This is a genomic window from Micromonospora reichwaldensis, assembly GCF_031845925.1.
GTDB classification, from domain to species: Bacteria; Actinomycetota; Actinomycetes; order Mycobacteriales; family Micromonosporaceae; genus Micromonospora; species Micromonospora reichwaldensis.
Map to the genome: position 1 here is coordinate 237,879 of NZ_JAVRFL010000004.1, position 13,337 is coordinate 251,215.

The window sequence follows — 13,337 nt, forward strand, 5'->3', positions numbered from 1 at the left end:
TGCTACGTCGGCGGCCCTGCCCCACCGCCGTCAGCGGGGGGCGGTGTGAGCGAATCGATGGCGACGGCTGCGCTGGGCGGCATACCGGACGAAGCGGGACGACCGAGTCGGTCCCGCTGGGCTGGGCCCCCGGGGCGGGCGGCGTGCAGGCCGCTCAGGCCCCGGCCTCCCGGCCCTCCGGGCGGCCGTCGTGGGCCTGGTCGCCGTCCAGGTCGTCGCGGGGCTCCTCCAGCCCGTCGCCGTGCTGGGGGATCCTGTCCTGCTGCCGGCGCTCCAGCCGCTGCCGGCGCCGGCCCGCCTCGTCCAGCTCCTCGGCCAGCCGGGCCAGCTCCGAACGGAGGAAGTCCCGGGTCGCGACCTCGCCCATCGCGTTGCGCAGCGCGGCGATCTCCCGCGCCAGGTACTCCGTGTCGGCCTTCTGCATGGTCGCCCGGCGGCGGTCCTCCTCCAGGGAGACCCGGTCCCGGTCGGCCTGCCGGTTCTGCGCCAGCAGGATCAGCGGGGCCGCGTAGCTGGCCTGGAGGGACAGCACCAGGGTCAGGAACGTGAAGGTGTACGGGTCGAAGCGCAGGTGCGCCGGGGCCAGGGTGTTCCAGCCGAACCACAGCGCGATCACGATCGTCATGTAAACGATGAAGTTCGCGGTGCCCATCCCCCGGGCGATCCCCTCGGACCACCGGCCGAAGGCCTCCGGGTCGAACCGGGGCAGCTTGACGCCCCGGGGCTCGCGCGGCTGGTCGAGCCGCTGCGCCCGTCGCTGCTCAGCCATCCGCGCCGTCCAGCGTCGGCTCGGCGGTGGACGGGCGCTCGGCGACGTCCCGGTCCCGCCAGTCCCGGGGCAGGAGGTGGTCCAGCACGTCGTCGACCGTGACCGCGCCGACCAGCCGGTTGTTGCGGTCGATGACGGGCATGGCGACCAGGTCGTACGTGGCCATCCGGCGGGTGATCTCCGGCAGCGGGGTGGTCGGCCGCAGCGGGTCGATGTCGTTGACCACGATGCCGCCGAGCAGGTCGGCCGGCGGCTCGCGGAGCAGCCGCTGGAAGTGCACCATGCCGAGGTAACGGCCGGTCGGCGTGGTCATCGGCGCCCGGGACACGAAGACCTGCGCGGCGATCGCGGGGGAGAGCTGCGGCTCCCGGATCCGGGCCAGGGCCTCGGCGACGGTGGCGTCCGGCGGCAGGATGACCGGCTCGGAGGTCATCACGCTGCCCGCCGTTCCCGGCGTGTACTTGAGCAGCTGACGCACCGGATCGGCCTCGCCCGGCTGCATCAGGTCGAGCAGGACGTCCTGCTCGGGCGGCGGCAGCTCACTGAGCAGGTCGGCGGCGTCGTCCGGGTCCATCTCCTCCAGCACGTCGGCGGCCCGCTCGCGGTCCAGCGCGGCCAGGATCTCCACCTGGTCGCGCTCCGGCAGCTCGCTCAGCACGTCCGCCAGCCGCTCGTCGTCCAGCGCGGCGGCGACCTCGTTGCGCCGGGTGTCAGGGAGATCCTGGAGGGCGTTGGCGAGGTCGGCGGGGCGCATGTCCTCCAGCACCGAGAGCAGGTTGGCCGTGCCCCGGCTGTCGGCGATGCCGCTGAGTCCGCGTACCCGTTCCCACTCGACCTGGTGCAGGTGCCCCCGGCGGGTCAACCGGCCGGTCTGCTCGCGTACGGCGACCCGGGCCAGCGACCACTCGCCGCCCCGGCTGCACTCCATCGCCACGTCGACCACGGAGCCCGACTGCCCGCCGGGCTCGACCTGCACGCGGCGGTCGAGCAGCTCCTGGAGCACGAGCAGCTCGTTCGGACGCTTCTCGAAGCGGCGCAGGTTGAGCGTGCCGCTGCCGAGCACGACCGCGTCGGCGTCGATGGAGGTGATCCGGTTCAGCGAGAGGAAGATGCGCCGCCGCATCGGCATCTCGGCGACCAGACCGACGACCTCGGGCGGGCGTTGCGTCGGCCGCAGCCTGCCCACCGCGTCGCGGACCCGGCCCACCTGGTCGCCGTTGGGATCGAAGACGGCCACCCCGGCGAGCCGGGCGAGGTAGACCCGGGTCGGCGTGCTCACGGGCACCAGCCTAAGCGCCTAGTGTTTATCAACATGTCGACCTTGGCCTACGAGATCGTGGACGTCTTCACCGACCGCCCGTTCGCCGGCAACCCGCTGGCGGTGGTGTTCGGCGCCGAAGGGCTGGCCACCGAGCAGATGCAGGCGCTCGCGCTGGAGTTCAACCTCTCCGAGACGGTGTTCGTGCTCCCGCCCACCCAGGTCGGCGCCACCTACCGGGCCCGCATCTTCACGCCGGCCGAGGAGTTGCCGTTCGCCGGCCACCCCAGCGTCGGCGCGGCGGTGACCGCCAGCCGCCGCGGCATGTTCGGTGTGGGGCAGGTCACCCAGGAATGTAGGGCGGGCGTGCTGCCGATCGAGGTGACCGCGACCGGGGCCACGCTCACCGGCGGCGTACCCACCCTCGGCCCCGAGCTGGACCCGGAACCGCTGCTGGAGATGGCCGGCCTGAACGCGGACGACCACGTCGGCCCGGCGCCCCGGGTGGCCGGCTGCGGGCTGGAGTTCCCCTACCTCCCGGTCCGCCCGGACGCGGTGGCCCGCGCGCGGGTCAACGCGGCGGCGGCGCAGCGGTACGGAGTGGAGCACGTCAGCGTCTTCTCCTGGGACGCCGCCGCTCAAACCGCGCACGCCCGGGTCTTCGTCCCCGGGTTGGGTGTGCCGGAGGACCCGGCCACCGGTTCGGCGGCCCTGGGCCTGGGGGTGTGGCTGGTCGCCAGCGGCCTGCTGCCCGCCGACGGGCGCGCGGAGTACACCGTCCACCAGGGCATCGAGATCAACCGCCCGTCCGTGCTGGCCTGCACGGTGACCGCCGAGGACGGTCAGGCGGCGGGCGCCACCGTGGCCGGGCACGTCGTACCGGTGGCCCGGGGCGAGATCATGGTCCCGCCGTTCGTCGGCTGACCTGCGCGATCCGTGCCGCCGGATCGGATCGTCCGGCGTCGTGCCCGTGCCGTGCGCCCCGACCGCGTCCACGGCGACGCGCGGCCGGACCCCGGGCGGCACTGACGGGACGGGGACGGATGCGGGAGGATGCGAGGGTGACCGACGCGGAGCGGACCAGCACGCCGCTGGTCGACGAGGCGATGAAGAAGGCCGCCGTGGCCTGGGTGAGCGTGCCCGGCGGGCCGGCGCTCGCGCTGTGGTGCCTGCCCCTGGAGGGGGCGCTCTTCGTGGTCAGCGGCCCCGGGGAGCAGCCCGCCCCGGGTCTGGCCGACGCGACCGAGGCGCAGGTCACCCTGCGCGGTGACCACGGCGGCCGGATCGTCACCTGGCCGGCGCGGGTGAGCCGCCTGGCGCCCGGCACCGAGCACTGGGAGACGACCGCGCCGCTGGTGGCCGCGAAGCGGCTCAACGCGCCCGGTCCGACGGCGGAGCTGGTGGAACGCTGGGCGGCCGACGGCTGCGCGGTGAACCGGCTGGAGCCGGCCGGCGAGCCGCTCGCCGGCGCCGGGCTGCCCGCGGACTCGCTGGCCGAGGTGCCCCGCGAGACGCCGGCGGTCCGGGCGACCCGCAAGCCGTTCCGCCTGCACCGGGTCCGCCGCCGCTGAGGCGCCCGGCCCGGGATCCCGGGCTTCACGCGGGGACGCAACCCACCGGCACCGCCGGCACGGGCAGGCCCGCCCGCCCCGGCACCCCGCCGACGAGGTCGACCACCTCGTCGAGCGAGCGCAGCACCGGCCCGGTCCAGGCCTCGTCGGCGTTGAACACCATGTGGCCGGCCAGGTCCGGCGCAACCAGCCGCACGGCTGTCATCCCGGCCCGCTCCGCCCCGGTCAGCTCCTGGCTGCCGCCGTCGCCGACGTAGAGGCAGTCCACCGGCGCCAGGTCGAGCCGCCGGCACGCCGCCTGGTAGAGCGCCAGGTCCGGCTTGCAGCGCCCCACCTGCACGGAGAAGACCCGCACGTCGAGCAGCGGGGCGATCGGCAGTTGCGGCAGGAACGCCGGCAGCTCGTGCGTGCAGTCGCTGATCACTCCCGTACGCAGGCCGAGCCCCCGCAGCGCGGCGAGCGTGGGCACCGCCTCGTCGCGCAGCCGGGTGTCGGCGCGGATGGCCCGGTGGCGGGAGGCGACCGCCGAGCGGACGACGTCGTCGGAGGGGTGCACCCCGGCCTGCTCGCAGACCCAGCGCAGGGTCGCCTCGGCGTTGCCGAGCCGCCCGCAGGCCCGCTCGTAGTAGGTGCGGTCGAGCACGTCGACGAGCGTGCGCGGGGCGCAGCCCAGCAGCTCGGCGGTCGACCGGTGGGCCTCGCCCCGCTGGACGGAACGGGTCAGCGTGCCGAAGAAGTCGAACAGGACCGCCTGGTAGGTGGGCATGGGGGAACGCCTCCGGGCGGTAGGGGAATCGCCGGCGCGGACAGGCATGATCGTAACGGAGTGCTGACGTTCCGTGGTGGCCCGTGGCGTGTGAGGATTGCTCCCCGTGTCCCCCGCAGCGCACCGCCCGTCGTTCCACCCGGCGACCACCGGGGCGCTCGTCCTGGCCGTCGTCGCCGTCTCGTCGTCCGCGCCGCTGGTGGCCGTCGCGGCGGCGCCGGCGCTGGCCGTCGCGTTCTGGCGCAACCTGCTCTCGGTCGCCGTGCTCGGCCCGTTCTCGGCGGCCCGGCGACGCGCCGAGTTCCGGTCGCTGACCGTCGGCGCCGGCCGGCGCGAGGGTGTCTACTGCGTGCTGTCGGGGGTCGCGCTCGCCGCGCACTTCGCCACCTGGATGCCCAGCACCAAGCTCACCTCGGTCGCGGCGGCGACCGCGCTCTGCGCCACCCAGCCGGTCTGGCAGGGGCTGATCGCCCGCGCCCAGGGCCGCCGGCTGCCGGGCGCCGTCTGGGTCGGCATCGGGGTGGCGGTCGCGGGGGCGGTGGTGGCGACCGGGGCGGACTTCGCCGTCTCCGGCCGGGCCGTGGCCGGCGACCTGCTCGCGGTGGCCGGCGGCCTGTTCGCGGCGGTCTACACCGCGCTCGGCGAGCGGGCCCGTACGACGATCAGCACGACCACCTACACCACCGTCTGCTACGGGGTCTGCGCCCTGGTCCTGCTCGTGGTCTGCCTGGTCGGCCGGGTGCCGCTGACCGGCTTCGACACCGGCACCTGGCTCGTCGTGCTGGCCCTGGTGGCCGGGGCCCAGCTGCTCGGGCACTCGATGTTCAACTACGCCCTGAAGAAGGTCTCGGCGACCACGGTCAGCGTGCTGGCCCTGCTGGAGGCCCCGGGCGCGGCCCTGATCGGCTGGGCCTGGCTGGGGCAGCTGCCCGGGGTGACCGCCCTGGCCGGGCTGGGGCTGCTGCTGGCCGGCGTCGCCGTGGTGGTGCTCGGCGGCGCCCGCTCGGCCCGCCGCGTCCGCCCGGTCGCCACCGCCGTCCCCGCCGACGCCGGCCCACCGCCCGGCTGACGCGCTGGGATGGCCTCCTGCCGCCGGACGGCCACCCGGCCCGCGGCCGTCCACCCTGCCGCCGGACGGCCACACGGCCACTCCTTTGGCGCGGGAACGGCCGTTCCGCCTGCCGGATCCGGCGGCGTCCGTGAGAGTGCGGGGGAGGGCACGCGGCGGGCGGGAAGGCGGATGGGGGAGCGGGACGGCGACGAGGGCGGCACGGCCGTCACGCCGTCGGCCGAGTTCCCGCCGCTCGACCCGGACGAGCTGCGGGCCCTGCGCCGGATCGGTGACCGGTGGCGGACCGCCCGGCGGGGCCGACCGCCCGGCGCGGACACGCTGCCGGTGGACCCGACGCTGCGCCGGCACCCGGACCGGCCGGCCCCGACGCGGTTCGGCCGCCTCGCCCCGATCGCGATGTTCCGGGTCAGGGAGCCGGACGAACTGGTCGCCACCGCGCCGGCCAACCTGCCCGGCAGCCGGCTCGGCCGGACGACCACGCGGCTGCGGCGAGGGCTGTTCGGGCCGCCGCTGAGCAGCGCCGCCGTGGTCTACGAGCGGATGCGCAAGCTGGTGGCCCTGCCGGTGCTCTCCTCCGACCTGCTCAGCTCGGTGGCGTACGGGCCGGAGGCGATGCTCGCCGTGCTGCTGCTCGCCGGCAGCGGGGCGCTCGGGCTGTCCCTGCCGCTGGCCGCCGGGCTGGCGCTGCTCATGATCGCGGTCGGCACAGCCGCACCGAGCAGCGGCTGCGTACGGCGTTGCGCCGGCTGCCGGGGGTGGTGGTCACCAGCCTCCCGGTGCACCCGGGCGGGTAGCGGCCCGAGGGACGGCTGCGGCGCGGGTCGTCAGTCGCGTCGGGCGAGCACGGCGACCCGGGGCCGCGCCTCCGGGTCGGGTACCGGGGTGAGCAGGTCGTCGATGGCGGCGACGTGGCTCGTCGTCCAGCCGGCGTCCGCCAGGGCGGAGAGCACGTCGGCCACGGGGTGGGCGGTGTTGGTGATCGTCGTGGTGAAGGGGGTCGTGCGGCCGTCGTCGGTGCGTAGCTCCCCGGTGACGTGCAGCGGGCGGCGGTCGCCGTCGAGCGGGCCCCGGGCCACCTCGACCGAGACCGTGCCGTCCTGCCGGGCGACCGGGGGGACGTCGGCGAGGAGTCCCTTCATCGTCGACATGTCGAAGCCGAACCAGCCGTCCGGCGCGACCGCCCGGTGCACGCAGCGCAGGTAGGCCCGGACCCGGTCGATGTCGCCGACGTGGTTGAGGACGTCGTACGTGGAGACCGCGAACGCGCAGGGGCGCGGCACCTCGAAGTCCGCGGCGTCCGCGGCGATGAGCACCGCGTCGGTGCCGGCCAGCCGGTCCCGGGCGCGGGCGATCATCGCCGCGGAGACGTCGACCCCGACGACCCGGTAGCCGGCGGCGGCGAACCGGGCGGCCACGATGCCGGTGCCGCAGCCGACATCCAGCAGGCTCAGCTCCGACCCGGGTGCGACGTGCGCGTGCAGCCGCAGCCACGCCTCGCCCATCCGCTCGGGGTACGGCGCCCAGAAGCGGTCATACGCCGTGACGAAGGCGTCAACGTATTCGGCCATCGGGTTGCCTTTCGTAGTGCCGGACGGTGGAACTGGCCAACGGGACGAGCGCGGCGACGAAGATCACCGTGGCCAGGGCGAGCAGGGCCGTCCGCACGCCGATCGCGGGCACGACGAGACCGGCGGCGATCATGACGGGCGGGCCCAGCCCCACCGCCCCCAGCCACTCGTACGCGCTCACGCGGGACATCGCCTCCGTCGGCACCTCGGACTGGACGGTCGTCTCCCACAGCACCCCGAAGACGTCGAAGGCGACCCCGGCCAGCACGGCGGCGAGGATCACGAACGGCAGCGCGGCACCGGATCCGAGCAGCAGCGCCGGCAGCCCCAGCAGCGACACGGCGAGGACGGCCGTGCGCAGGGGCCGGGTCGTCCTGATCCGCATCGCCACCAGCACGCCGGCGAACATGCCGACCGCGTACCCGGCCAGGACGCCGGACCAGGCGCCCGCACCGCCCAGGTGCGCCCTGGCGAGCAGCGGCCCCGCGAGCCCGAAGGTCACCCCGACGGCGGCGTTGATCACCGCGGCGGCGAGCACGATCTGCCACAGCCATCGTTGCCGGACGAACTCGCGCCAGCCGTCGCGCAGCTCGGCCGGCAGGTTCCGCCTTGCCGGCCGGGTCGTCGCGGCGAGGCGCAGCCGCGCGAGGAGTAAGGCGGCGACGGCGAACGTCGCGGCGTCGAGGGCCAGCGCCCAGCCCGGCCCGAGCCAGGTGATCAGCGCCCCGCCCGCCGTGAAGCCCGCCACCGTGGCGGTGTTCGTGCCGAGCCGCAGCAGGGCGTTGCCGCGCTGGCGCGCCTGCGGCGAGACGAGTTCGGCGGTCAGCCCGTTGAGCGAGGGCAGCAGCAGCGCGGAGGCGGTGCCGGCGACGGCCGCGCAGCCGGCGAGGGCGGCGACGCCGGCCCGCCCGCTCAGCACGAGGACGGTCATCGCGCCGTACGCCGTACCGCACATCAGTTCCGCCGCCACGAGTACGCGGTGGCGCGGCAGCCGGTCGCCGATGACGCCGCCGAGCAGCATCAGCGCGATCCGGGGCACCGAGATCGCGGCGAGCACGAGCGACAGCGCCGTGGGCGATCCACCGGGCAGGTCGAGCACGGCGAAGGTCAGTGCGAGCGGGCCCATCGCGTTGCCGAAGACGGAGATCGTCCTGGCCGTGGCGAACAGGACGAACCGGCGCTCGCGCAGCGGGTCCGTCGGGCGGTCCACGGACGCGATGGTGTCGGTCATGCCCGGTCCGGGCGGACGATCGCCTGCCACCGCGCCACCGGCTCGCCGGCGTCGAGCACGTGCAGCAGCGGCCGGCGGGCCACCACGGGGCACACGTGCCCGGGCAGCACCCGCAGTTCGTCGCCCACCGCCACCGACCCCGCGTCGACCGGCCCGCCGTCGGGTGCGGTCAGCACGACACCGCTCATCCAGGTCTGGTCGGCGCCCGCCAGCAGCTCGTCGGCGTCGGTGCGCAGCACCCGCCCGTCGGTGCCGGTGACGGTCGTGGTGACGGATATCGCGACCGCCCCGGGGTCGCACTCGCCCAGCCGGGCGAACCCGCCGTCGAGCAGCGCGTACGCCCCGGCGCAGACCTCGGTCACGCCGGCGACGTCCAGCACGCCGGCGAGGGTCGGGGTGCCCCCGACGCTGACGGCCGGGCAGGGCGACCCGGCCGCGCGGATCCGCTCGGCGACCGACACCAGCAGGCGCGCCTGGCGGCGGCCCAGCTCGACCCTGTCGCGCGCGGCGGCGGGGTCGGTGATCCCCACGTAGCCGGTGACGCCCGCCATCCGCAGCCCGCCGGTCCGCGCGATCGTGGCGGCCAGCCCCACGGCGGCGTCGGGGTCGACACCGACGCGGTGCAGACCGGTGTCGACCTCGACGCGTACGCCGAGTTCGACGTCGTGGGCCTCGGCCGCCGCGCCGAGCCCGGCCACCGCGTCGGGGTGGTCCACGTGCACCGTCACCGCGCAGTGCCGCGCGAGCTGGGCGAACCTGGTCCACCGCCACGCGTCACGCCAGGGCCACGCCACCGCCACGTCCGTCACGCCCACCGCCACGTAGGCCTCGGCCTCGGCCGCCGAGTGCACCGCGACGCCCACCGCGCCCGCGGCCACCTGCCGGGCGGCGATCTCGGGACTCCGGTGCCCCTTGACGTGCGCGCGCAGGGCGACGCCGGCCTCGGCCACCTGCCGGCCGTACCGCGCGACGTTCGCGTCCAGCCGGGCCAGGTCGACGGTCACCCGCGGCGTCATTCGCCGCGCCCGTGCCAGGCGTCCGGCGGGAAGGAGAACGCCGCGTCGCCGCCGGCGAGCATCGCCGCCTGGCGGTCCCGCTCGACGGGATGCGGCACGCCGACGCCGGAGACGCCGAGGAAGGCCTCGTCCGGCCAGGACAGCCCGAGGGCGTCCTCGACGGGCGCGTCGCGGGTGGCGGCGGTGAAGAACGTCCCGAGCCCGAGCGCCGTCGCGGTGAGGTACACGGTCTGGCTCAGGTGACCGACGTCGAGCAGGAGCGCGCGGTACGCGCGGGCGGCCGGGTACTTCCACACGGTCCGGTCGAGCACCGCCGCGTACATCAGCAGGAAGCCGGCCTGGGCGGCGTGCGGCTGCCCGCCGCACCACTCGCGCAGCCGGTCCTCGCCGGGGGCGGGCCCGAGGCGCACCAGCTCGTGGCGGCGCACCGCGTAGTGGTAGACCCCGGGTTCCAGCCCCGCCACGTCGCGGACCACCGGGTAGACCTCGACCGGGTGGCGGGCCCCGCCGGAGGGAACGGTCTTGAGCAGCGCCGTCCCGACCCCGGAGACGTCCACCTCGCGGCGCACCCCGGCCGTCCAGCGCAGCAGGGCGGCGAACGCGGGCAGCGGCACCGGGCGGTCCGGGTCGAACCATCGGGTCGAGCGCCGGGCCGCAAGGACCGTGGTGAAATCGACGGCGGGCGGGTCGGCGGGGGGCAGGGCGACGCGTGGCCCGTCGTGCTCCCTGACCGGATCCGGCTGGCCGGACTTGGCGCGCAGCACCGCCGCGTCCTGCGCCGCCGAGCGGAAGACGTCGCTGCCGAGCGTACGGCTGGCCAGGTGGTAGTAGGTGGCTGCCGGTCCCAGGTCGCGCCACGCGCCGAGGCGTTCCTCCCGGGCGTGCTCCGGCGAACCCTCGGCGACGAGCACGTGGGCGTCGAGGAGCTGCTGCGCGAGTCGGCCTTCGGGCTCGGCCCAGTCGGCGTAGTCGCGCAGCAGCCTCTCCGCCTCCACAGTCAACGCGAACTGCCGGTGCCTCAGCGGGTCGTCGCAGACCAGTTGGCCGTCACGCCATAGGAAGACGACCAGCCGCGACACACGGACACGCATGACTACTCAGGCTTCGACCGGTCAGACCTCGACCGGAGGCTCCAGGCAGGTCAGTTCCTGGTCGTAGTCGTCGGACGCCACCGGCTCGAAGGCCTCGATCTGCTCGGTCATGCGGGAGCTCCCCTCACTAATCGGCGTTGATCACTGCGATGCACCGTAGCAGACCGTCCACAGTGAACACACCCGCTGGCGCGGAACGGGTCGGCCCGCTCCCGCGCCGATTCAGACCTCCTGGACCTCCAGCACCCGGGTGGTCGGGGCGGCCCCGCCCAGCTCACCGCGCAACGCCGCCCGCTCCGGATCGGCCAGGAAACCGTCGTAGCCGGCGCGGCTGTCGAACCGGATCAGGTGCACCTCCGTACGCCCGTCGGCGGTGCGCTGCCGGCGCTCCAGCCGCCCGCCGTGGCGCCCGAGGAGGCCCAGCACCCCGTCCTCGTACCGCTGGCCGGCCTGCACCGCGTCGGGGGCCAGCTCCACCAGCGCCACCAGGCGCACGGCGCCGGCCGGGTCGGTGACGAGCGACTTGACGAAGTGGTGGTCGACGTGGCCGTTGGGGATGCCCTCGCGCTGCCCGGTGTCGAGGTAGCCGTTGCGGCGGTAGAAGCCCGGCGCCTGGAACGAGAGCGAGGAGACCGAGATCTCCGTGCAATCGCGCCGGCGGGCCTCCTCCTCGGCGGCCCGCAGCAGCCGGGCGCCCCAGCCCTCGCCGCGCCGGTCCTCGCGTACCCAGACCATGTTGATCCCGGCGCAGCCGCCCCAGGTCCATCCGGTCAGCCCGGCCACCAGCTCGCCGCCGGCGTCGTCGACCCGGACGCAGAGGCCGGCCTCGTCGTCCGCGCCGGTCGCCCGGTTGTTGAAGGCGGTCAGCTCCGCGTCGAGCCGTGCCTGGAGTTCCTTGTCCTCGCGCAGCACCCGCAGGACGCCGCCGCCCGCGTCCCCGTGCCCGTCCGTGTCCCCGTGCCCGCCCGCGTTTCCGTGCCCGTCGGTGTCGCTCCCCGTCGTCATGGGGCGGAGTATGGCAGCGCCCCGGTCGCCGGCGACACCGTTATCCGGCGACGCCGACCGCCTCGGCGCTGGCCGTCCAGAGCCGGGCGGCGAGCTGCGGGTCGGTCGCCCTGGGCAGCGGCCGGCGCAGCCGCCGGTCGACGTGGTAGCCGCCCGTCACCAGCCGCTCCGGGTCCTGGTTGGCCAGCCAGACCAGCGTCTCCGCGCCCTTCTCCGGGCTGCGCAGCGGCAGGATCCGCATGCCCAGGGCGACCAGCCGGTTGTCGTTGCCGAACCGGCTGCGCACCACCCCCGGATGGAAGGAGTACGCGGGGATCTCCGGCCAGCGCCGGGCCGCCTCGGCCGTGAAGAGGATGTTCGCCTGCTTGCTGGTGCCGTACGCCTGCATGGGTCGGTAGCGGCGCAGCGCGGCGTTCAGGTCGGCCGGGTCGAGCACGCCGCTGCGGTGCGCGCCGGAGGCGGTCACCACCATCCGGCCGATCCGGTCGCGCAGCAGGTTGCTGAGCAGGAACGGGGCCAGGTGGTTGGCCTGGATCGACAGCTCGAAGCCGTCGACCGTGGTGAGCGGCTGGAGCGCGATCGCCCCGGCGTTGTTGGCGAGCACGTCGATCCGGTCGTACGCCTCGCGCAGCTTGCCGGCCAGCCGGCGGACGTCGTCCAGCACCGCGAAGTCGGCCCGGAACAGCTCCGGTCGCTCGCCGGACGCCTCCCGCACCTGTTCCGCCGCGGCCTGGAGCCGGGCCGGGTCGCGGCCGACCAGTACCACCTGGTCACCGCGGCGCGCCAGGTCGACGGCGGCCGCCAGCCCGATGCCCGAACTGGCCCCGGTCACCACCACGATCCGACGCCCAGTGAGATCTTCCACAGGTCCATTCACCCCGGTCACGGCACGAGGTTACCGTGGCGTCACAAAGACCTTTGGGATCGTTAAGCCCTCGCATTTCGTCAGGTGACGTCGGCGTGCCCGCGCACGCTGGAAGGAGCGCATCCATGGCCGCAGTCGGTCGCCCCCGCCGGTCCTGCCTCGCGGTACCCGGCTCCAGCGTCAAGATGCTCGGCAAGGCCCAGGGGCTCCCCGCCGACCAGGTCTTCCTCGACCTGGAGGACGCGGTCGCCCCGCTCGCCAAGCCCGACGCCCGCAAGAACATCGTCGCGGCGCTGAACGAGGGCGACTGGTCGGGCAAGACCCGCGTCGTCCGGGTCAACGACCTGACCACGCCGTGGACCTACCGGGACGTCATCGACGTGGTGGAGGGGGCCGGCGCCAACCTCGACTGCGTCATGCTGCCCAAGGTGCAGAACGCGGCCCAGGTGCAGTGGCTCGACATGACCCTGACCCAGCTGGAGAGGACGCTCGGCCTGGAGGTCGGCCGGATCGGCATCGAGGCGCAGATCGAGAACGCCGCCGGCCTGGTCAACATCGACGCCATCGCGGCCGCCTCGCCCCGGGTCGAGACCATCATCTTCGGTCCGGCCGACTTCATGGCCTCGATCAACATGAAGTCGCTGGTGGTCGGCGCGCTCATCCCGGACTACCCGGGCGACCCCTACCACTACATCCTCATGCGCATCCTGATGGCGGCCCGGATGCACGACAAGCAGGCCATCGACGGCCCGTTCCTGCAGATCCGCGACGTGGACGCGTTCCGCGAGGTGGCCAAGCGCTCGGCGGCGCTCGGCTTCGACGGCAAGTGGGTGCTGCACCCGGGCCAGATCGACGCCGCGAACGAGGTCTACTCGCCGGCCCAGGCCGACTACGACCACGCCGAGCTGATCCTCGACGCGTACGAGCACTACACGTCGGAGGCGGGCGGCCGGCTGGGCGCGGTGATGCTCGGCGACGAGATGATCGACGAGGCGTCCCGCAAGATGGCCCTCGTGGTGGCGGCGAAGGGCCGGGCCGCGGGCATGACCCGTACCTCGTCCTTCACCCCGCCGGCGGAGTAGTCCCCGCCCCTCCCGACATCCGTGCCGCCCCGGTCCGCGCCGG

Annotated in this window: 14 protein-coding genes; 4 read left to right on the forward strand and 10 right to left on the reverse strand. The window is 75.1% G+C overall.

Annotated elements, in window-relative coordinates; all coding sequences use genetic code 11:
- Positions 1–154 precede the first annotated feature (154 nt).
- Together RM555_RS04905 and RM555_RS04910 are read right to left on the reverse strand one after the other, a co-directional pair.
- Positions 155–769, reverse strand: a complete 615-nt coding sequence (locus RM555_RS04905; RefSeq protein ID WP_311410641.1) for a DUF1003 domain-containing protein — start codon at positions 767–769, stop codon at positions 155–157.
- Positions 762–2,048, reverse strand: coding sequence for a magnesium transporter MgtE N-terminal domain-containing protein (locus tag RM555_RS04910; protein ID WP_311410642.1), 1,287 nt, complete (start codon positions 2,046–2,048; stop codon positions 762–764). The genes RM555_RS04905 and RM555_RS04910 overlap by 8 nt, the downstream gene beginning before the upstream one ends.
- A gap of 33 nt (positions 2,049–2,081) precedes the next feature.
- Between RM555_RS04910 and RM555_RS04915 the strand changes: the two genes are divergently transcribed.
- Together RM555_RS04915 and RM555_RS04920 are read left to right on the forward strand one after the other, a co-directional pair.
- A complete protein-coding gene (locus RM555_RS04915) occupies positions 2,082–2,951 on the forward strand; it encodes a PhzF family phenazine biosynthesis protein (protein WP_311410643.1) in 870 nt (289 codons plus the stop codon).
- Positions 2,952–3,070: 119 nt separating this feature from the next.
- Positions 3,071–3,598 (forward strand): hypothetical protein, encoded by a 528-nt coding sequence (locus RM555_RS04920; protein ID WP_396888678.1) that lies wholly within the window; start codon positions 3,071–3,073, stop codon positions 3,596–3,598.
- A 25-nt stretch (positions 3,599–3,623) separates the two neighbouring features.
- Here the strand turns inward: RM555_RS04920 and RM555_RS04925 are convergent, their stop codons facing one another.
- Entirely contained in the window at positions 3,624–4,364 is a 741-nt protein-coding gene (locus tag RM555_RS04925; RefSeq protein WP_311410645.1) for an HAD family hydrolase, read from the reverse strand.
- A 97-nt stretch (positions 4,365–4,461) separates the two neighbouring features.
- On the opposite strand from RM555_RS04925, the gene RM555_RS04930 reads away from it, so the two are divergent.
- Positions 4,462–5,433: a DMT family transporter gene (locus RM555_RS04930; RefSeq protein WP_396888680.1), complete on the forward strand. Its 972-nt coding sequence runs from the start codon at positions 4,462–4,464 to the stop codon at positions 5,431–5,433.
- A 533-nt stretch (positions 5,434–5,966) separates the two neighbouring features.
- Here RM555_RS04930 and RM555_RS04935 read toward each other — a convergent pair.
- From RM555_RS04935 to RM555_RS04965, 7 genes are all read right to left on the reverse strand, one after another.
- Positions 5,967–6,143: a hypothetical protein gene (locus RM555_RS04935; protein ID WP_311410647.1), complete on the reverse strand. Its 177-nt coding sequence runs from the start codon at positions 6,141–6,143 to the stop codon at positions 5,967–5,969.
- Between the two features lie 117 nt (positions 6,144–6,260).
- Positions 6,261–7,004, reverse strand: coding sequence for a class I SAM-dependent DNA methyltransferase (locus tag RM555_RS30945; RefSeq protein ID WP_396888681.1), 744 nt, complete (start codon positions 7,002–7,004; stop codon positions 6,261–6,263).
- A complete protein-coding gene (locus RM555_RS04945) occupies positions 6,988–8,235 on the reverse strand; it encodes an MFS transporter (protein ID WP_311410648.1) in 1,248 nt (415 codons plus the stop codon). The genes RM555_RS30945 and RM555_RS04945 overlap by 17 nt, the downstream gene beginning before the upstream one ends.
- A complete protein-coding gene (locus RM555_RS04950) occupies positions 8,232–9,239 on the reverse strand; it encodes an alanine racemase (RefSeq protein WP_311410649.1) in 1,008 nt (335 codons plus the stop codon). The genes RM555_RS04945 and RM555_RS04950 overlap by 4 nt, the downstream gene beginning before the upstream one ends.
- A gap of 8 nt (positions 9,240–9,247) precedes the next feature.
- Complete coding sequence (locus tag RM555_RS04955; RefSeq protein ID WP_311410650.1) at positions 9,248–10,342, reverse strand: SagB family peptide dehydrogenase; 1,095 nt, start codon at positions 10,340–10,342, stop codon at positions 9,248–9,250.
- 222 nt (positions 10,343–10,564) lie between these two features.
- Entirely contained in the window at positions 10,565–11,347 is a 783-nt protein-coding gene (locus RM555_RS04960) for a GNAT family N-acetyltransferase (RefSeq protein ID WP_311410651.1), read from the reverse strand.
- A gap of 40 nt (positions 11,348–11,387) precedes the next feature.
- Positions 11,388–12,212 (reverse strand): SDR family NAD(P)-dependent oxidoreductase, encoded by an 825-nt coding sequence (locus RM555_RS04965; RefSeq protein WP_311410652.1) that lies wholly within the window; start codon positions 12,210–12,212, stop codon positions 11,388–11,390.
- 125 nt (positions 12,213–12,337) lie between these two features.
- Here RM555_RS04965 and RM555_RS04970 point away from each other — a divergent pair, with 125 nt between their 5' ends.
- Positions 12,338–13,294, forward strand: coding sequence for an HpcH/HpaI aldolase/citrate lyase family protein (locus RM555_RS04970; RefSeq protein WP_311410653.1), 957 nt, complete (start codon positions 12,338–12,340; stop codon positions 13,292–13,294).
- Positions 13,295–13,337 lie beyond the last annotated feature (43 nt).

Excerpts from the sequence above, each read along its gene's own strand:
- RM555_RS04905 (WP_311410641.1), bottom strand. The coding sequence starts at position 769 with ATGGCTGAGCAGCGACGGGCGCAGCGGCTCGACCAGCCGCGCGAGCCC.
- RM555_RS04915 (WP_311410643.1), top strand. The coding sequence starts at position 2,082 with ATGTCGACCTTGGCCTACGAGATCGTGGACGTCTTCACCGACCGCCCG.
- RM555_RS04960 (WP_311410651.1), bottom strand. The coding sequence starts at position 11,347 with ATGACGACGGGGAGCGACACCGACGGGCACGGAAACGCGGGCGGGCAC.
- RM555_RS04920 (WP_396888678.1), top strand. The coding sequence starts at position 3,071 with ATGCGGGAGGATGCGAGGGTGACCGACGCGGAGCGGACCAGCACGCCG.
- RM555_RS04970 (WP_311410653.1), top strand. The coding sequence starts at position 12,338 with ATGGCCGCAGTCGGTCGCCCCCGCCGGTCCTGCCTCGCGGTACCCGGC.
- RM555_RS04925 (WP_311410645.1), bottom strand. The coding sequence starts at position 4,364 with ATGCCCACCTACCAGGCGGTCCTGTTCGACTTCTTCGGCACGCTGACC.
- RM555_RS30945 (WP_396888681.1), bottom strand. The coding sequence starts at position 7,004 with ATGGCCGAATACGTTGACGCCTTCGTCACGGCGTATGACCGCTTCTGG.
- RM555_RS04955 (WP_311410650.1), bottom strand. The coding sequence starts at position 10,342 with ATGCGTGTCCGTGTGTCGCGGCTGGTCGTCTTCCTATGGCGTGACGGC.
- RM555_RS04945 (WP_311410648.1), bottom strand. The coding sequence starts at position 8,235 with ATGACCGACACCATCGCGTCCGTGGACCGCCCGACGGACCCGCTGCGC.